The sequence below is a fragment of the Streptomyces sp. Y309 genome (assembly GCF_056712025.1).
Genome location: NZ_CM160048.1, coordinates 5,731,569 through 5,745,480, shown reverse-complemented (window position 1 = coordinate 5,745,480; position 13,912 = coordinate 5,731,569). Strand labels below are relative to the sequence as shown.

At 69.0% G+C, this 13,912-nt stretch carries 13 protein-coding genes and 1 riboswitch; of the genes, 2 read left to right on the top strand and 11 right to left on the bottom strand.

Features of this window, described 5'->3' with window-relative positions; translation table 11 throughout:
• Positions 1-64: 64 nt before the first annotated feature.
• The 9 genes from AC0KTA_RS23480 to clpS form a co-directional block, all read right to left on the bottom strand.
• The gene (locus tag AC0KTA_RS23480; RefSeq protein WP_016638880.1) at positions 65-169 is read right to left on the bottom strand and encodes a putative leader peptide; all 105 of its coding nucleotides are present in this window, start codon (positions 167-169) and stop codon (positions 65-67) included.
• Between the two features lie 112 nt (positions 170-281).
• A complete protein-coding gene (locus AC0KTA_RS23475; protein WP_481050194.1) occupies positions 282-1,079 on the bottom strand; it encodes an ABC transporter ATP-binding protein in 798 nt (265 codons plus the stop codon).
• Positions 1,076-2,143, bottom strand: a complete 1,068-nt coding sequence (locus AC0KTA_RS23470; RefSeq protein WP_481050193.1) for a FecCD family ABC transporter permease — start codon at positions 2,141-2,143, stop codon at positions 1,076-1,078. The genes AC0KTA_RS23475 and AC0KTA_RS23470 overlap by 4 nt, the downstream gene beginning before the upstream one ends.
• Positions 2,144-2,268: 125 nt before the next feature.
• Positions 2,269-3,228 carry an ABC transporter substrate-binding protein gene (locus tag AC0KTA_RS23465; protein ID WP_481050192.1) on the bottom strand — a complete coding sequence of 320 codons (960 nt, stop codon included), beginning with the start codon at positions 3,226-3,228 and terminating at the stop codon, positions 2,269-2,271.
• Positions 3,229-3,272: 44 nt separating this feature from the next.
• Positions 3,273-3,387, bottom strand: a riboswitch (cobalamin riboswitch).
• 10 nt (positions 3,388-3,397) lie between these two features.
• Positions 3,398-3,820: a M67 family metallopeptidase gene (locus AC0KTA_RS23460; protein ID WP_481050191.1), complete on the bottom strand. Its 423-nt coding sequence runs from the start codon at positions 3,818-3,820 to the stop codon at positions 3,398-3,400.
• Between the two features lie 77 nt (positions 3,821-3,897).
• Entirely contained in the window at positions 3,898-5,391 is a 1,494-nt protein-coding gene (locus AC0KTA_RS23455; protein ID WP_481050190.1) for an amino acid permease, read from the bottom strand.
• Between the two features lie 443 nt (positions 5,392-5,834).
• Positions 5,835-7,373 (bottom strand): alanine/glycine:cation symporter family protein, encoded by a 1,539-nt coding sequence (locus AC0KTA_RS23450; protein ID WP_481050189.1) that lies wholly within the window; start codon positions 7,371-7,373, stop codon positions 5,835-5,837.
• A 386-nt stretch (positions 7,374-7,759) separates the two neighbouring features.
• A complete protein-coding gene (locus tag AC0KTA_RS23445) occupies positions 7,760-8,368 on the bottom strand; it encodes a DUF2017 domain-containing protein (RefSeq protein WP_481050188.1) in 609 nt (202 codons plus the stop codon).
• A gap of 11 nt (positions 8,369-8,379) precedes the next feature.
• Positions 8,380-8,697, bottom strand: coding sequence for an ATP-dependent Clp protease adapter ClpS (clpS, locus tag AC0KTA_RS23440; RefSeq protein WP_481050187.1), 318 nt, complete (start codon positions 8,695-8,697; stop codon positions 8,380-8,382).
• 80 nt (positions 8,698-8,777) lie between these two features.
• Here clpS and AC0KTA_RS23435 point away from each other — a divergent pair, with 80 nt between their 5' ends.
• A complete protein-coding gene (locus tag AC0KTA_RS23435) occupies positions 8,778-10,115 on the top strand; it encodes a nicotinate phosphoribosyltransferase (protein ID WP_481050186.1) in 1,338 nt (445 codons plus the stop codon).
• 121 nt (positions 10,116-10,236) lie between these two features.
• Positions 10,237-10,821, top strand: a complete 585-nt coding sequence (locus AC0KTA_RS23430) for a nicotinamidase (protein WP_481050185.1) — start codon at positions 10,237-10,239, stop codon at positions 10,819-10,821.
• A gap of 31 nt (positions 10,822-10,852) precedes the next feature.
• Here AC0KTA_RS23430 and AC0KTA_RS23425 read toward each other — a convergent pair whose 3' ends face one another.
• Positions 10,853-11,185 (bottom strand): hypothetical protein, encoded by a 333-nt coding sequence (locus AC0KTA_RS23425; RefSeq protein WP_481050184.1) that lies wholly within the window; start codon positions 11,183-11,185, stop codon positions 10,853-10,855.
• A 134-nt stretch (positions 11,186-11,319) separates the two neighbouring features.
• Complete coding sequence (locus tag AC0KTA_RS23420) at positions 11,320-13,746, bottom strand: immune inhibitor A domain-containing protein (protein WP_481050183.1); 2,427 nt, start codon at positions 13,744-13,746, stop codon at positions 11,320-11,322.
• Positions 13,747-13,912: the final 166 nt, after the last annotated feature.

Genomic DNA, 13,912 nt, shown 5'->3' with positions numbered 1-13,912 from the left:
GGGTGCGGAGTGCGCGCGTGGCGGCGGCCGCGGCACAGGACCGCGGGGCAGCAGGCGGCGCCCGTCAGGGCCGACAGATGGCGCTGGCGAGACGGCACAGGTCGACGTGCAGCCGGCCGACGAGCAGGGCGCCCGGCGTCGTATCAATGCTCACGTCGTTCGAAACCATGCGGTCATCGTATCGATTCCCGGTCCAGGACCCGGAATGTGATCTCGGATGCCGGACGGAATCCGTTCGGTGGCCGGACCGGCCGCCTTCGGGGCCGGACGGGACCGACCGCCTACGGACCCGGCGCCCCGGGGAGACCGGGGAGACCGGGCAGATACGTCACCGTCGGCGCCCCCGTCGCCGGATGCACCGCCACCTCCGCCGCGACCCCGTACACCTCCGCGAGCAGCTCGCCGGTGAGGACGTCCTTCGGCGGCCCGGAGGCGACGACGCGGCCGGCGTCGAGGACGTACAGACGGTCGCAGTAGTACGCGGCCAGGGTCAGGTCGTGCAGGGCGAGCAGGTTGGCCGTGCCGAGGTCGCGGACCAGGCCGAGGATCTCCAGCTGGTAGCGGATGTCCAGGTGGTTGGTCGGCTCGTCCAGGACGAGGACGGCCGGTTCCTGGACGAGTGCCCGCGCCGTCAGGACGCGTTGCCGCTCACCGCCGGACAGCCGCGCGAAGGACCGCCCGGCCAGGGCCGCCGCGCCCACCCGCTCCAGCGCGCCGCGCACCAGCTCCTCGTCGGCGGCCGTGTCCGCCTCCCAGAAGCGCTTGTGCGGGGAACGGCCCATGGCGACGATCTGGCGGACGGTGAGCTCGAAGCCCGCCTGGCCGTCCTGCGGGACCGTGGCGATCCGGCGCGCGCGGGCCTTCACGCCCGCGTCCGCCAGGTCCTCGCCGTCCAGCAGGACCCGGCCGCCGGTGGGCTTGAGCGCCCCGTACACACAGCGCAACAGCGTCGTCTTGCCGCTGCCGTTGGGGCCGACCAGGCCCACCGTCTCGCCCGCGGAGACGGTGAGTGAGACGGCGTCGACGAGGCGGCGGCCCGCCGGGATCTCGTACGTGAGGTCTTCGGTGCGCAGCTTCACGCCGACTCCTCCTCCCGCGTCCGCCCACGCCGCAGCAGCCACAGGAAGAACGGGCCGCCGGTGAGCGCCGTGAGCACGCCCACCGGGATGTCTTGCGGCGCCGCCACCGTGCGTGCCGCGAGGTCCGCCACCACCAGGAACACCGCCCCCATCAGCGCGGCCACCGGCAGCAGCGCCCGGTGTGCGGCGCCCACCAGCATGCGGGCCGCGTGCGGCACCATCAGGCCGACGAAGCCGATGGCCCCGCTGTGCGCGACGAGCACGCCGGTCACCAGCGAGGCCAGCACGAAGACGCCCGCGCGGAACCGGGCCGTGTCCAGGCCGAGCACGGTGGCGCCCTCCTCGCCGACCAGGAGCAGATCCAGCGGGCGGGCCAGCGCGATCAGCAGGACCGTGCCGAGGGCGAGGACGGTCAGCGGCAGCGCGAGCATGTCCCAGCGGGCGCTGCCGAGGCCCCCCAGCGTCCAGTACAGGACTTCCTTGAGGTGGTCCGCGCGTGCCGAGACGACCAGGATCAGGCTGGTCAGCGCGGACAGGACGTACGAGACGGCCACGCCCGCGAGGATCAGGCGGCTCGTCGTGAAGCCGCCGCCGGGCTCGCGGGCGAGGGCGTACACCACGAGCAGCGCCAGGAACGCGCCCGCGAAGGACGCCGCCGGGATCGTCACCGTCGTCGCCATGCCCGCGCCGAGGCCGAGCACGATCACCGAGACCGCGGCGGCGGAGGCTCCCGAGGAGACGCCCAGCAGGAACGGGTCCGCTAGGGGGTTGCGGACCAGGGCCTGCAGGGTGGTGCCCACCACTGCCAGGCCCGCGCCCACGGCTGCGCCGAGCAGGACCCTGGGGAGGCGGACGTCGAGGACGATCGTCCGGTACGGGGACGGGGCTTGGGCCTGGCCCGTGAGGATGTCCACCACTTCGGTGAGGGGGATGCGTACGGAGCCCAGGGCGAGGGCTGCGACGCCGGCTGCCGCCAGGGCCAGGGTGAGGGTGGCCATTACGGTGGCGTAGCGGAGGCGGGGCCCTGCGGGGCTTTCCCCAGTCCCGCCCCTTCCCGGCTGCATCGATTTGCGGCTCCGCCGCGTGGGGGGCTCCGCCCCCGGGCCCCCGGGGGTGGGTGTCCCGTTCGGGTGGGACAGACCGCCGCCGATCGGCGCTCCGCGCCTCGTCCTCAAGCGCCGGACGGGCTTCAATTGAGCTGTCCCGCCAGCTTCTCCACCGCCCCCGGTGCCCGCACCCCGAGAACCACGTCCGACAGCGGCAGCACCGCGAAGCGCTTGTTCTTGATGGCGGGGACGTCCTTGAGGGCCGGGTCGTCCAGGAGGCGCTTCTTCTTCTGGGCGACGGTCGAGGCGCCGTAGTCGTAGATCAGGATGACGTCGGGGCGGCGGTCGACCACCGTCTCCCAGGAGGCGTCGCCGAAGGACTTGTCGAGGTCGGCCATGACGTTGCGGCCGCCCGCGCGCTCGATGATGTCGTTGCCGATGCCCCGGCCGCCCGCGGTGAACGCCGTCTTGTCGCCGCTGTCGTAGACGAAGACGGAGAGCGGCTCACCGGACTTGGACTTCTTGGCCGTGGCCGCCAGTTCGGCCTTCGCGGCGCGCACCCACTTCTCCGCCCGGTCGCGGACGCCGAAGGTGGCGCCGGCCTCGCGCACCTCGCGGTACACGTCATCCATCGTGACCGCCTTCTTGGCGCAGCCCTCGATGTTCAGGCGGGTCTTGATGCCGGACTTGGCGAGGGCGGCGCGCGAGCGGCCGTCGCCCGCGGCGAAGGCGCTCGCGTAACCGCCGTACACGAAGTCGGGGTTGGCGGCGAGCAGCTTCTCGTACGAGGGGTACTCCTTGGCGAGCACCGGGCGGGATTTGTACGCCTTCGCGTACTTGGGGAGGACCTTGTCGTCGAGGTAGGCGGTGCCCGCGACGCGGTCCTTCAGGCCGAGTTCCAGGAGGATTTCCGTGGCGTGCTGGTTCATGGTGACGGCGCGCTCGGGGGGTGCCTCGTACGTCGTCTTCACACCGCAGTTGGTGACGGTGTACGGGAATCCGGCGGACCGGGGGGCGGCCTTGCCGTCGGGTTCCGGGGTCGTCGAGCACGCGGTGAGCGGCAGCAGGATCGCCGCCGTGGCGAAGAGCACGCGGGTACGCATGGTGGTGCGGGCCTCCTTGAGGGGATTTCCGCGTCCCCTGCCTGAAGTGGAGGAGGCGGCAGGTCAGTTCCTGACTCCCGGGCACAGGGGCCCGGTCACAGTGGCGGGACCGCGCCGGATTCGCACCGGCTTCCTGGGTCCTGCCGCCTCGAAGGTCGTAGAGCTGGGCTCAGTATGCCTGTACGACCTTGACCTCTTCCTCGGTGACCTCGCCCTCGACGATCCGGAACGAGCGGAACTGGAAGGGTCCCGCGTCGTCCGTGTCGGCGGTGGAGACGAGGACGTAGTGGGCGCCGGGCTCGTTGGCGTACGAGATGTCGGTGCGGGAGGGGTAGGCCTCCGTCGCCGTGTGCGAGTGGTAGATGACCACCGGCTCCTCGTCGCGGTCGTCGAGATCGCGGTACAGCTTGAGCAGATCGGTCGAGTCGAACTCGTAGAACGTGGGCGAGCGGGCCGCGTTCAGCATCGGGATGAAACGCTCGGGGCGGTCACTGCCCGCCGGGCCCGCGACGACGCCGCAGGCCTCGTCGGGGTGGTCCTTGCGCGCGTGCGCGACGATCTGGTCGTGGAGGGCCTGGGTGATGGTCAGCATGTCGGCCAGGATAAGCAGCGGGCGGCCCCGTACCGAAGTGTGGTACGGGGCCGCCCGCATGCTGGACGAAGCCGGGGTCAGTCCTTGGTGGCCGGCGCGCTGTCCTCGGCGGCCGGGCCGCCGTGCACGCGCTTGCGGAAGGCCGCGGCCTCCGGGTTGCGGCTCTTCAGGACCAGGTAGGACACGCACAGGATCGCGGCCCAGATCGGGGCGCAGTACAGGGAGATCCGCGCGTCCTTGTCGATGCCCATCATCACGATGACCATGCCGATGAAGGCGAGCGCGAACCAGCTCGTGTACGGGGCTCCCGGCGCGCGGAAGCTGGACTGCGGGAGGATGCCGCGGTCGGCCTTGCGGCGGTAGTTGATCTGGGAGATCAGGATCATGATCCAGGCCCACATGCCGGAGATGGTCGCGAAGGAGACGACGTAGTTGAACGCCTCGCCCGGCCACTGGTAGTTGATCCACACGCCGACGAGCATCAGCGCCGCGGAGGCGGTGGTGCCGACCAGCGGCAGGCCGTTCTTGGTGAGCTTGGTGAAGAACTTCGGGCCCTGGCCGTTGAGCGCGAGGTCGCGCAGCATGCGGCCGGTGGAGTACATGCCCGAGTTGCAGGAGGAGAGCGCGGCGGTGAGGACCACGAAGTTCACGATCGCCGCGCCGACGCCGAGGCCCATCTCCTCGAAGGCCTTCACGAACGGCGAGACACCGGGCTTGAAGGTGGACCACGGCACGACCGACAGGATCATGATCAGGGCGCCGACGTAGAAGACGGCGATGCGCCACGGCACGGTGTTGATCGCCTTGGGCAGGGTCTTCTTCGGGTCCTTGGACTCACCCGCGGTGACGCCGACCAGCTCGACGGCGAGGAAGGCGAACATCACGATCTGCAGGGTCATCAGCGTGTTGCCGATGCCGTTGGGGAAGAAGCCGCCGTTGTCCCACAGGTGCGAGACGGACGCGGTGTCACCGGCGTCGGAGAAGCCGATGGTGAGGATGCCGGCACAGATAAGGATCATGCCGATGATGGCGGTGACCTTGACCATGGAGAACCAGAACTCGAGCTCGCCGAAGAGCTTCACGGAGATCAGGTTGGCGCCGTACAGGATGACCGTGAAGATCAGCGCGTACGCCCATTGAGGAATGGAGCCGTGCGTCCAGTACTGCATGTACTGGGCCGCCGCGGTGACTTCCGTGATGCCGGTGACGACCCAGAAGAGCCAGTACGTCCAGCCGGTCACGAAGCCGAAGAAGGGGCCGACGAACTCGCGGGCGTACTCCGAGAAGGAGCCCGACACCGGCCGGTACATCAGGAGCTCGCCGAGCGCGCGCATGATGAAGAAGATGACAAGGCCCGCGATGGCGTAAGCGAGGATGAGGCTCGGCCCGGCCTTGTGAATGGCCTTGCCCGCGCCGAGGAACAGGCCGGTGCCGATGGCACCGCCGATCGCGATCATCTGGATCTGCCGGGCGCCAAGCCCGCGCTGATAACCCTCGTTGTCGCCGGACGCGTCCGCGCCCGCCGCGGCCTCATTGCCGTCGTATTGCTCTTCGACCTGCACTGAGGTCATGGTGACGCCTTTCTCCATGCTGATCCGCGCCGCGAACTGCGGTTTCGCCGCGGACCAGGTCCTGATCCCCCCGGATGGTGATGGAGTGCCGCCGACGGTCAGCCGGCCCTTCGCGCCCCCGGCGACATGGGTGGCGTCACCGAACGGTCGTGAAGATGTACCACGGAGAGCGGAAGATCCCTTTCGCGGAATGTGATACACGCCACGAGCAAAGCCGAACAATTTGCCCTTCCGGCGACATTGGTCACTGCCGCGTTGATGGGATCGTTATGCGGATTTGAGCGGCCGTTGAGCGAACAGCATGGTGCCTACAGTCGATCGGCGCGCGAACAACGCGAAGGGCCCGCCCGCATCGAGGGATGCGGGCGGGCCCGGGCGGGCCGCGATCGTGGGCCCGGAGTGGCTGCGGCTGCGGAGGTGCCGCGGAGTGGTGGCTGCCGTGGTCAGCCGGACTTCACGGTGACGGTGACGGCATCGCCCTCGGCCTCGTCCGGCTCCGGCTCGCCGTTCCTGCGGCGGCGGACGAAGGCGAGGAAGTTGTTCAGCTCCCGCTTGACCACCGGAGCCAGCAGGTAGAGGCCGATGATGTTGAAGACCGCGAGCATGAAGAGCACCGCGTCGGCCAGATCGAACAGCTTGCCCAGGGTGAGCAGGGAGCCGAGGACGCAGCCGGCCGAGTACAGGACCTTGTAGGTGATCTCACTGGTCTTGCTGCGGCCGAAGAGGTGCGTCCAGGACTTGAGGCCGTAGTAGCCCCAGGTGAGCACCGTGGAGAAGGCGAAGAGCAGGACCGCGACGGTCAGCAGGTGCGGGAACCACGGCATGACGGTCTCGAAGGCGTCCGAGGTGAGCGTCACACCCTGGGCGTTGTCGATGCTCCCGCCGACCTTCCAGCTGGAGGGGTCGGCGATGACGATGGTCAGCGCGGTCATGGTGCAGATGACGACCGTGTCGATGAACGGTTCGAGGAGCGCGACCAGACCCTCGCTCGCGGGGTGCTTGGTCTTCACCGCGGAGTGCGCGATCGGGGCGGAGCCGATGCCGGCCTCGTTGGAGAACGCGGCCCGCTTGAAGCCGACGATCAGGGCACCGATGACGCCGCCGGTGACGCCCTGCGGGTTGAAGGCACCCTCGACGATCGTGCTGATCGCCGACGGAACGGCGGTCACGTTGACGAGGATGACGACCAGGCAGGCCAGCACGTACATGCCGGCCATCGCCGGGACCAGGCGGCTGGTGACGGCGGCGATGGAGCGGATGCCGCCGATGAGCACGATGCCGACGAGCGCGGCGATCAGCAGGCCGAAGAAGAGCGCGCCGGAGGATGAGCTGAGCCAGCCGTCGCCGGTGACCTTGGAGAGCTGCGCGTAGCTCTGGTTGACCTGCAGCAGGTTTCCGCCGAAGAGGCCGAAGAAGAGGATGCAGATGGAGGCGAGGACGGCCAGGACCTTGCCGAGCTTGAGCCCCCAGCCGCCGAAGCGCTCACCGAGCCCCTTGGGCAGGTAGTGCATCGGGCCGCCGGAGACGGTCCCGTCGGGGTGCACCTGGCGGTACTTCACACCGAGGGTGACCTCGACGAACTTGGTGGCCATGCCGAGCAGGCCGCAGAGGATCATCCAGAAGGTGGCGCCCGCGCCACCGATGCTCACCGCGACGGCGACACCGGCGATATTGCCGAGACCGACGGTGCCGGAGACCGCGGCGGTCAGCGCCTGGAAGTGATTGACCTCTCCGTCCGACCCCTTCTCGTCGTACTTGCCGCGCACCACTTGCAGGGCGAGCTTGAACTTTCCGAATTGGAGGAAGCCGAAGTACACGGAGAAGGCGAGACCCGCGACGACGAGCCAGGCCACGATGAGCGGCAGTTCGGTGTCGCCCACGGGGACCGCGTAGAAAACGATCTCGCTGAGCTTGTTGGTTATGGGCTCAAACCAACCGTTGACGGTCTTGTCGACGGAGTCGGTGAAGGATTCGAGTGACATCTGGCTACCTCAGTGGCGCAGGACTGCCGTGGGGATAACGGCAGTTGAGGGTGCGGGCTTTGAGCGAACGCCGTTGTCCGGTCGGCGACATGAGGCAACACCGGGTCCGCGGACTCGGACCGGTGGTGCCTCGGTCAGTGCGTATGCCGTGCGTCGTGCGTTGCCGACGGCGCGCGGCTCCCCCGTAGCCGGCGAGGGGTGGTGCCGGAAAAGGAGTTGCGTAGTGGTACCACGCCTTTGCCACAGCTTTACGTGACTCAGGTCACACGCCAGCCGGCCGAATCGCCTCCACCTGGCAGAAGAGGGCATCGCGTGATGCGATCGTTATTCGGAATTGAGGATCCATTGAGCGAACACGGCAAGAACCGTGCTAGCTACATACTTTTTCAGCCGAGCAACGTCTCGACGAGCGTCTCCTGGAGCCCGCCCAGCCACAGATACGCCATCACCATCGGCTTGCGCGGATCGGAGTCCGGCAGCCGGTAGAGGATGTCGGTGTCCTCCTCGTCGGTCACGTCGAGGCGGGCGCCGATCGCGAGCCGCAGGTCGTTGAGCGCGCCGAGCCAGCGCCGCGACTCCTCCGGGGACAGCTTCAGGACGGCGCCGCCCTCGCCCGCGACCGTGAGCGCGTCCAGCGAGCGGATCACGGCGAGCGCGTCGTCCCGCTTGCGGGCCCGCAGGTCGTTCTCGGTGAAACGCCTGAACTCGGCGGAGTACGCCCGCAGTTCGTCGGCCTGCTCGCGGGATTCGGCCTCGCCGCCCGGACCGCCGTACGCGTCCGGGAGCAGCCGTTTGAGCACCGGGTCGGTGGGCGGCTCGCTCGGGCCCTCGGCGAACAGCTCCGCGAAGGGGTCGCCGTCGTCGCCCGCCGGTTCGTCGCCCGGGCCGATCAGCTCCAGGAGCTGCACGGCGAGCGAGCGGATGATCGAGATCTCGACCTCGTCCAGGGCGACGGCCGCGCCGCCCCCCGGAATCGCTTCGAATTGTCCTGGCATCAGTCGCGTCGCTACTTCCGGTCCTGCTGGAGCGTTGCCCACAGCCCGTATCCGTGCATCGCCTGCACGTCGCGTTCCATCTCCTCGCGGCTGCCGGTGGAGACGACGGCCCGGCCCTTGTGGTGCACGTCCAGCATCAGTTTCGTGGCCTTGTCCTTCGAATACCCGAAGTAGGACTGGAAGACATAGGTCACGTAGCTCATCAGGTTGACCGGGTCGTTGTGCACGAGCGTGATCCAGGGCACGTCCGGCTCGGGGACCGCGAAGGTCTCTTCTTCGGCGTCCGGGCGTGTGATCTCTACGGGAGCAGCGCTACTCACCTGTCCCATGCTGCCACCCAGGAGGGCCCACCGCACAAACGGACCCCCGAAATCGTCAGAGTGACGAGATGCGGGGTAGCATCTTTGTCATGAACTCTGGGGAGCATGACCTGGGGCTGCCGGTGGACGTGCCGTCCACCGCGCTCTTCACGGATCACTACGAGTTGACGATGTTGCAGGGCGCGCTGAAGTCGGGCGCCGCCGACCGGCGTTCGGTCTTCGAGGTCTTCACCCGCAGACTGCCCGAGGGCCGCCGCTACGGCGTGGTGGCCGGCACCGGCCGGGTCCTGGACGCCGTCGAGAACTTCCGCTTCGACTCCGGCGTCCTCGACTTCCTGCGCGAGCGCGGTGTGGTGGACGAAGCGACGCTCGAATGGCTGGCCTCGTACCGCTTCGGCGGGGACATCTGGGGCTATCCGGAGGGCGAGGTGTACTTCCCCGGCTCGCCGATCCTGCGGGTCGAGGGCAGCTTCGCCGAGTGCGTGCTCCTGGAGACCGTGATCCTGTCGATCCTCAACCACGACTCGGCCATCGCGGCCGCCGCGTCCCGCATGGCGTCCGCCGCGGGCGAGCGGCCGCTGATCGAGATGGGCGCGCGCCGCACGCACGAGCTAGCGGCGGTCGCGGCGTCCCGGGCGGCGTACGTGGGCGGCTTCACGACCACCACCGACCTGGCGGCCGGGTTCCGCTACGGCATCCCGACCGTCGGCACCGCCGCCCACGCCTTCACCCTCGTGCACGACAGCGAGCGGGACGCCTTCCGGGCGCAGGTGGACACGCTCGGCCGGGGCACCACGCTGCTCGTCGACACCTATGACGTGAGCAAGGCGGTCCGCATGGCCGTCGAGATCGCGGGCCCCGAGCTCGGCGCCGTGCGCATCGACTCCGGCGACCTGCTGCTCGTCGCGCACCGGGTGCGCAAGGAGCTCGACGAGCTGGGCGCCACGAGCACGAAGATCATCGTCACCTCCGACCTGGACGAGTACGCCATCGCCTCGCTCGCCGCGGCCCCCGTGGACGCGTACGGGGTGGGCACCCAGCTGGTCACCGGCTCCGGGCAGCCCACCTGCTCCATGGTCTACAAGCTGGTGGCGCGCGCCCGCTCCGCCGACCCGAAGGCGCCGCTCGAGCCCGTCGCCAAGAAGTCCCTCGGCGGGAAGTCCTCGGTCGGCGGCCGCAAGTGGGCGGCGCGGCGCGTGGACGCGGACGGGGTCGCGGAGGCCGAGGTCGTCGGCACTGGTCCGGTACCCGCCGAGCTCGCCGACCGGCAGCTCCTCGTCGAGCTGATCAAGAAGGGTGACGTCGTCGCCCGCGAGCCGCTCGACACTGTGCGGGAGCGGCACGCGGCCGCGCGGGGGCGGCTGCCGCTCTCGGCCACCCAGCTCTCCCGTGGGGAGGCGGTCATTCCCACGGAGTACGCCGTGTGAGCACGGGGGGTACGCGGGGTGAGCGCGTGGGATACGTGACGTGAGTGCGCCCCGTGCCCTCTCCCGCAACCGCCCGGGAGTCTCTAGGCTCGGTTCATCCAGCTAGCTAAGGAAACCCGCCATGCGTCGCGCCCTGATCGTCGTAGATGTACAGAACGACTTCTGCGAAGGGGGCAGCCTCGCGGTCTCCGGCGGTGCGGACGTGGCTGCCGCCATCACGGAGCTGATCGGCCAGGCTCCCGCCTGCTACCGCCACGTCGTGGCCACCCGCGATCACCACGTCGATCCCGGTGACCACTTCTCCGACCGGCCCGACTTCGTCGACTCCTGGCCGCCGCACTGCGTGGCCGGCACGGAGGGGGTGGGCTTCCATCCGAACTTCGCGCCCGCGGTCGCCTCCGGCGGGATCGACGCGGTCTTCGACAAGGGGGCGCACACGGCGGCGTACAGCGGCTTCGAGGGGGTCGACGAGAACGGGGTCCCGTTGGCGGAGTGGCTGCGGGAGCGGAAGATCACCGAGGTCGACGTGGTGGGGATCGCCACCGACCACTGCGTGCGGGCCACGGCGCTCGACGCCCTCCGCGAGGGGTTCCGCACCCACGTCCTCCTCGACCTCACGGCCGGGGTCTCCGAGGCCACCACCCAGCGAGCGCTGGACGAGCTCCGCGAAGCGGGCGCCGAACTAACCGGCAAGCCGGTGGTGTGACCCTCGCGGGGGCGGAGCCCCCGTGGCGGGGCTACGCAGCCGCGGACCGTCTGAGCAGGGCCCGGATCGGGTGCCAGAGTTCCTCCACGGACGTGGAGTGGCCCGGGGCCGTGCGCCATATGAGGCCGTCGGGGTGGTGGAGGACGGCCGTGACCTCGTCCGGGGTCGGGGGCTCCGCGTTGCCGCGGAGATAGACGGCGCGGAGGCCAAGGTTCCGCAGCCGCGTCAGGGCGCGAGCCCGATTCGCGGCATGCACAAGCACGCGTACGCGCCCGCCGGCCCCGAGCGGCGCACCGGGACTCGGCAGGGTCAGCGCCACCACCACACTGCCGTTCGGCAGCTTGCAGAAGCCTCCTGCGGCCATGGTCTGTCACACCCCCGTGAGACGTCGTGTCAATAAGAGAACCACAGGACGCACCTAAACACGATCGGCCGCCGCCCGCTAGGGGGCGACGGCCGATCTGCCAGAAACAGGCCTATGACCTGCGATGACGCAAATTACTTCGAGGAGCGGCCCACCTGGACGGTGATCGTCGAGCCGTCCTTCGGCTGCTTGATGATCTTTATCTGCGTGTTGGTGTCAGTGACCTTCACGCTTCCCGTGGGGTTCTCCGCGTACCAGTAGGTGCCCTTGCGGTCGTCGAAGACCGGGACGCCCTTCTTGGACTTGATCTTGAGCGCGACGTCCGCGTTGTGGAGGGTGAACGCGTCCGTCGCGTACTTCGAGAACGGCGCGTCGAACGGCTGGATCTTGTTGCGCAGGAGCGTGCCGTCCTTCCACTTCATCGGCTTGGCGTGGGCGTCGACCGGGAGGATCAGACCCTTGCCGGGGTGCTGGCTGACGTTGTTGTCCTTCTGGGAGGTGTCCCACTGCCAGATCAACAGGCCGGTCTGGTACGGGTAGTGCTCGACCCAGTCGGGACGGGACTTGGAGAAGCCGAAGTTGTACGGGCCGACCTTGAGGGTCTTGTCGTACGACACGTACTGGCGGTTCTCCGCGAGGTAGTACTGCTCGTAGTTCTTGGTGAAGGACTCGCCGATGCGCGAGAAGCCCTTCGTCTTCCAGCCGTTGTCGTCGCCCTCGGCGCCGTCCTCGAAGAGCTTGGCGCCGTCCGCGGTCAGCGTGATGGCGTCGGCGGCGAAGCCCTTGCCCGCGGTGCCGCCGTCGGTGGCGTAGCGGAAGCGGACGTCGATCTTCTTGCCGGCGTAGGCGTCCAGCGGGAAGACCAGCTTCTGGTACTTCTTCGAGACGCCGGTCAGGGCCGGCTTGTCGCCCGCGTCACGGGTGATCTGCTTGCCGTCGGCCGTGCCGTCGACGGGCGTCCAGTTGGCGCCGCCGTCGGTGGACACCTCGGTGTAGAGGTAGTCGTAGTTGGCCTCGATGTCCCACCACCCCTGAAGGGAAAGATCGGCCTTGGCCTTGCCGGTGAGGTCGACGGAGCGGGTGAGGGTGTTCTTCAGGTCGTCGCCCTGGTCGCTCCACCACTGCTTGCCGCCCTCGGCGGGCTTCACGATCGTCGTGGTGACCGGCTTCTTGGGCAACTCGACGAGGAGCGCCTGGCGGTGCCGGGTGTTGTACTCCGCCACGCCCAGCTTGTGCTCGGAGGTCGTCGCGGCCTTCGCCTTGGCGTAGTCGAGCCAGCCGAGCTGGAACTTGTCCCAGGCCGTCATGTCGCCGGGCAGGTCGCCGATCGCGTCCTTGCCGGTGCCGAGCCAGGAACCGGCCGACATCAACGACCAGAAGCCGACGGAGTTCTCGGCCTTGCCGGTGGTGTCGTACAGGTCGGGCAGGCCGAGGTCGTGGCCGTACTCGTGGGCGAAGACGCCGAGGCCGCCGTTCTCCGGCTGCATCGTGTAGTCGCCGACCCAGATGCCGGAGTCACCGATCTGGGTGCCGCCCGACTTGTTGTCGGCCGGTCCCGTCTTGCCCGCGTCGTTGCCGTACGCGTACCAGCGGTGCGCCCACAGGGCGTTCTCGCCCTCGGCGCCGCCGCCCGCGGACTCGTCCTCGCCCGCGTGCACGATCTGGAAGTGGTCGATGTAGCCGTCGGGCTCGTTGAAGTTGCCGTCGCCGTCGAAGTCGTAGCGGTCCCACAGGTCGTACTTGGCGAGGTCCGCCTTGATCTGCGCGTCCGTGCGGCCCTTGGCCTTCTGGTCCTTGACCCAGGCCGTGGTGCCGTCGCGCACCGCGTCCCAGACGTTGGCGCAGTTGGTGTCGCCGCAGTAGTTGGAGCCGTAACGGGCCTCGTTGTAGTCGACCTTGACCCAGTCGGAGACCTCGCCGTCGACCGAGTAGCGGCCGGACGACGTCTTCTCGTAGTAGGTCTTCAGCGAGTGCTTGGGCTTGCCCTTCTTGTCCTTGCCCTCGCCGAAGTACAGGTCCTGGAAGTGCTTCTGGTTGTAATCCGCCTGCCAGGCCGTGCTGTTGTCCTTCGCACGGTCCGGCTTGGCTATCTTGTTGTGCGCCGGGCCCGGCTTGCCGCCGTACTTCTTGACCGGCGGCTCGGGTCCTTCGGGACCGTCGGGGTCGTACATGGTGGTGTCGTCCACCTTGTCCCCGAACTCCACCAGGATCGTGAAGATCTTGTCGGTCTTCTCCCGGCCCAGCTCGACGTACTTCTTGTCGTCGAGCTTCACGACGTTGGAGCCGCCGCGCTTCTGGACCTTGGCGTCGCCCGCGACGACCTGCTCCAGGGCGGCCTTGCGGTGCTGCGCCTGCTGCTTGCTGAACGGCCCTTCGAGGTCGTGGTCGACATGGGCCTTGGCGTCCGCCGGGTCCCGGCGGTCGACTCCGGACGCGGGCGCCTTGCCGCCGCTTCCGCCGTCGTCGGCTGCCGCGACTCCGTACGCCGAGAACGTCGCGGTCGCCGCCGCGAGCGCCACCGCGGCCGCGGTGACCCGGAACGTCCGTCTCTTAGTTGTCACTTGATGCTGTCCTCCCCCGCGCCCGCATCACGGACCGAAATTTCCCGGTCTAGGAGGTCCGCGCGCGATATGCGCGTCACAAGTGACGACATTCGACCGGAGAGAGGGGAGAAAAGACAGACCTTGACTTGAACAGGCCAAGTGCTCTATGCAGACGCGACCGTCC

Bases quoted from the DNA above. Each gene is read 5' to 3' on its own strand.
- AC0KTA_RS23480 (WP_016638880.1), bottom strand. From the start codon at position 169: ATGGTTTCGAACGACGTGAGCATTGATACGACGCCGGGCGCCCTGCTC.
- AC0KTA_RS23470 (WP_481050193.1), bottom strand. From the start codon at position 2,143: ATGCAGCCGGGAAGGGGCGGGACTGGGGAAAGCCCCGCAGGGCCCCGC.
- AC0KTA_RS23465 (WP_481050192.1), bottom strand. From the start codon at position 3,228: ATGCGTACCCGCGTGCTCTTCGCCACGGCGGCGATCCTGCTGCCGCTC.
- AC0KTA_RS23460 (WP_481050191.1), bottom strand. From the start codon at position 3,820: ATGCTGACCATCACCCAGGCCCTCCACGACCAGATCGTCGCGCACGCG.
- AC0KTA_RS23455 (WP_481050190.1), bottom strand. From the start codon at position 5,391: ATGACCTCAGTGCAGGTCGAAGAGCAATACGACGGCAATGAGGCCGCG.
- AC0KTA_RS23450 (WP_481050189.1), bottom strand. From the start codon at position 7,373: ATGTCACTCGAATCCTTCACCGACTCCGTCGACAAGACCGTCAACGGT.
- AC0KTA_RS23445 (WP_481050188.1), bottom strand. From the start codon at position 8,368: ATGCCAGGACAATTCGAAGCGATTCCGGGGGGCGGCGCGGCCGTCGCC.
- clpS (WP_481050187.1), bottom strand. From the start codon at position 8,697: ATGGGACAGGTGAGTAGCGCTGCTCCCGTAGAGATCACACGCCCGGAC.
- AC0KTA_RS23435 (WP_481050186.1), top strand. From the start codon at position 8,778: ATGAACTCTGGGGAGCATGACCTGGGGCTGCCGGTGGACGTGCCGTCC.
- AC0KTA_RS23430 (WP_481050185.1), top strand. From the start codon at position 10,237: ATGCGTCGCGCCCTGATCGTCGTAGATGTACAGAACGACTTCTGCGAA.
- AC0KTA_RS23425 (WP_481050184.1), bottom strand. From the start codon at position 11,185: ATGGCCGCAGGAGGCTTCTGCAAGCTGCCGAACGGCAGTGTGGTGGTG.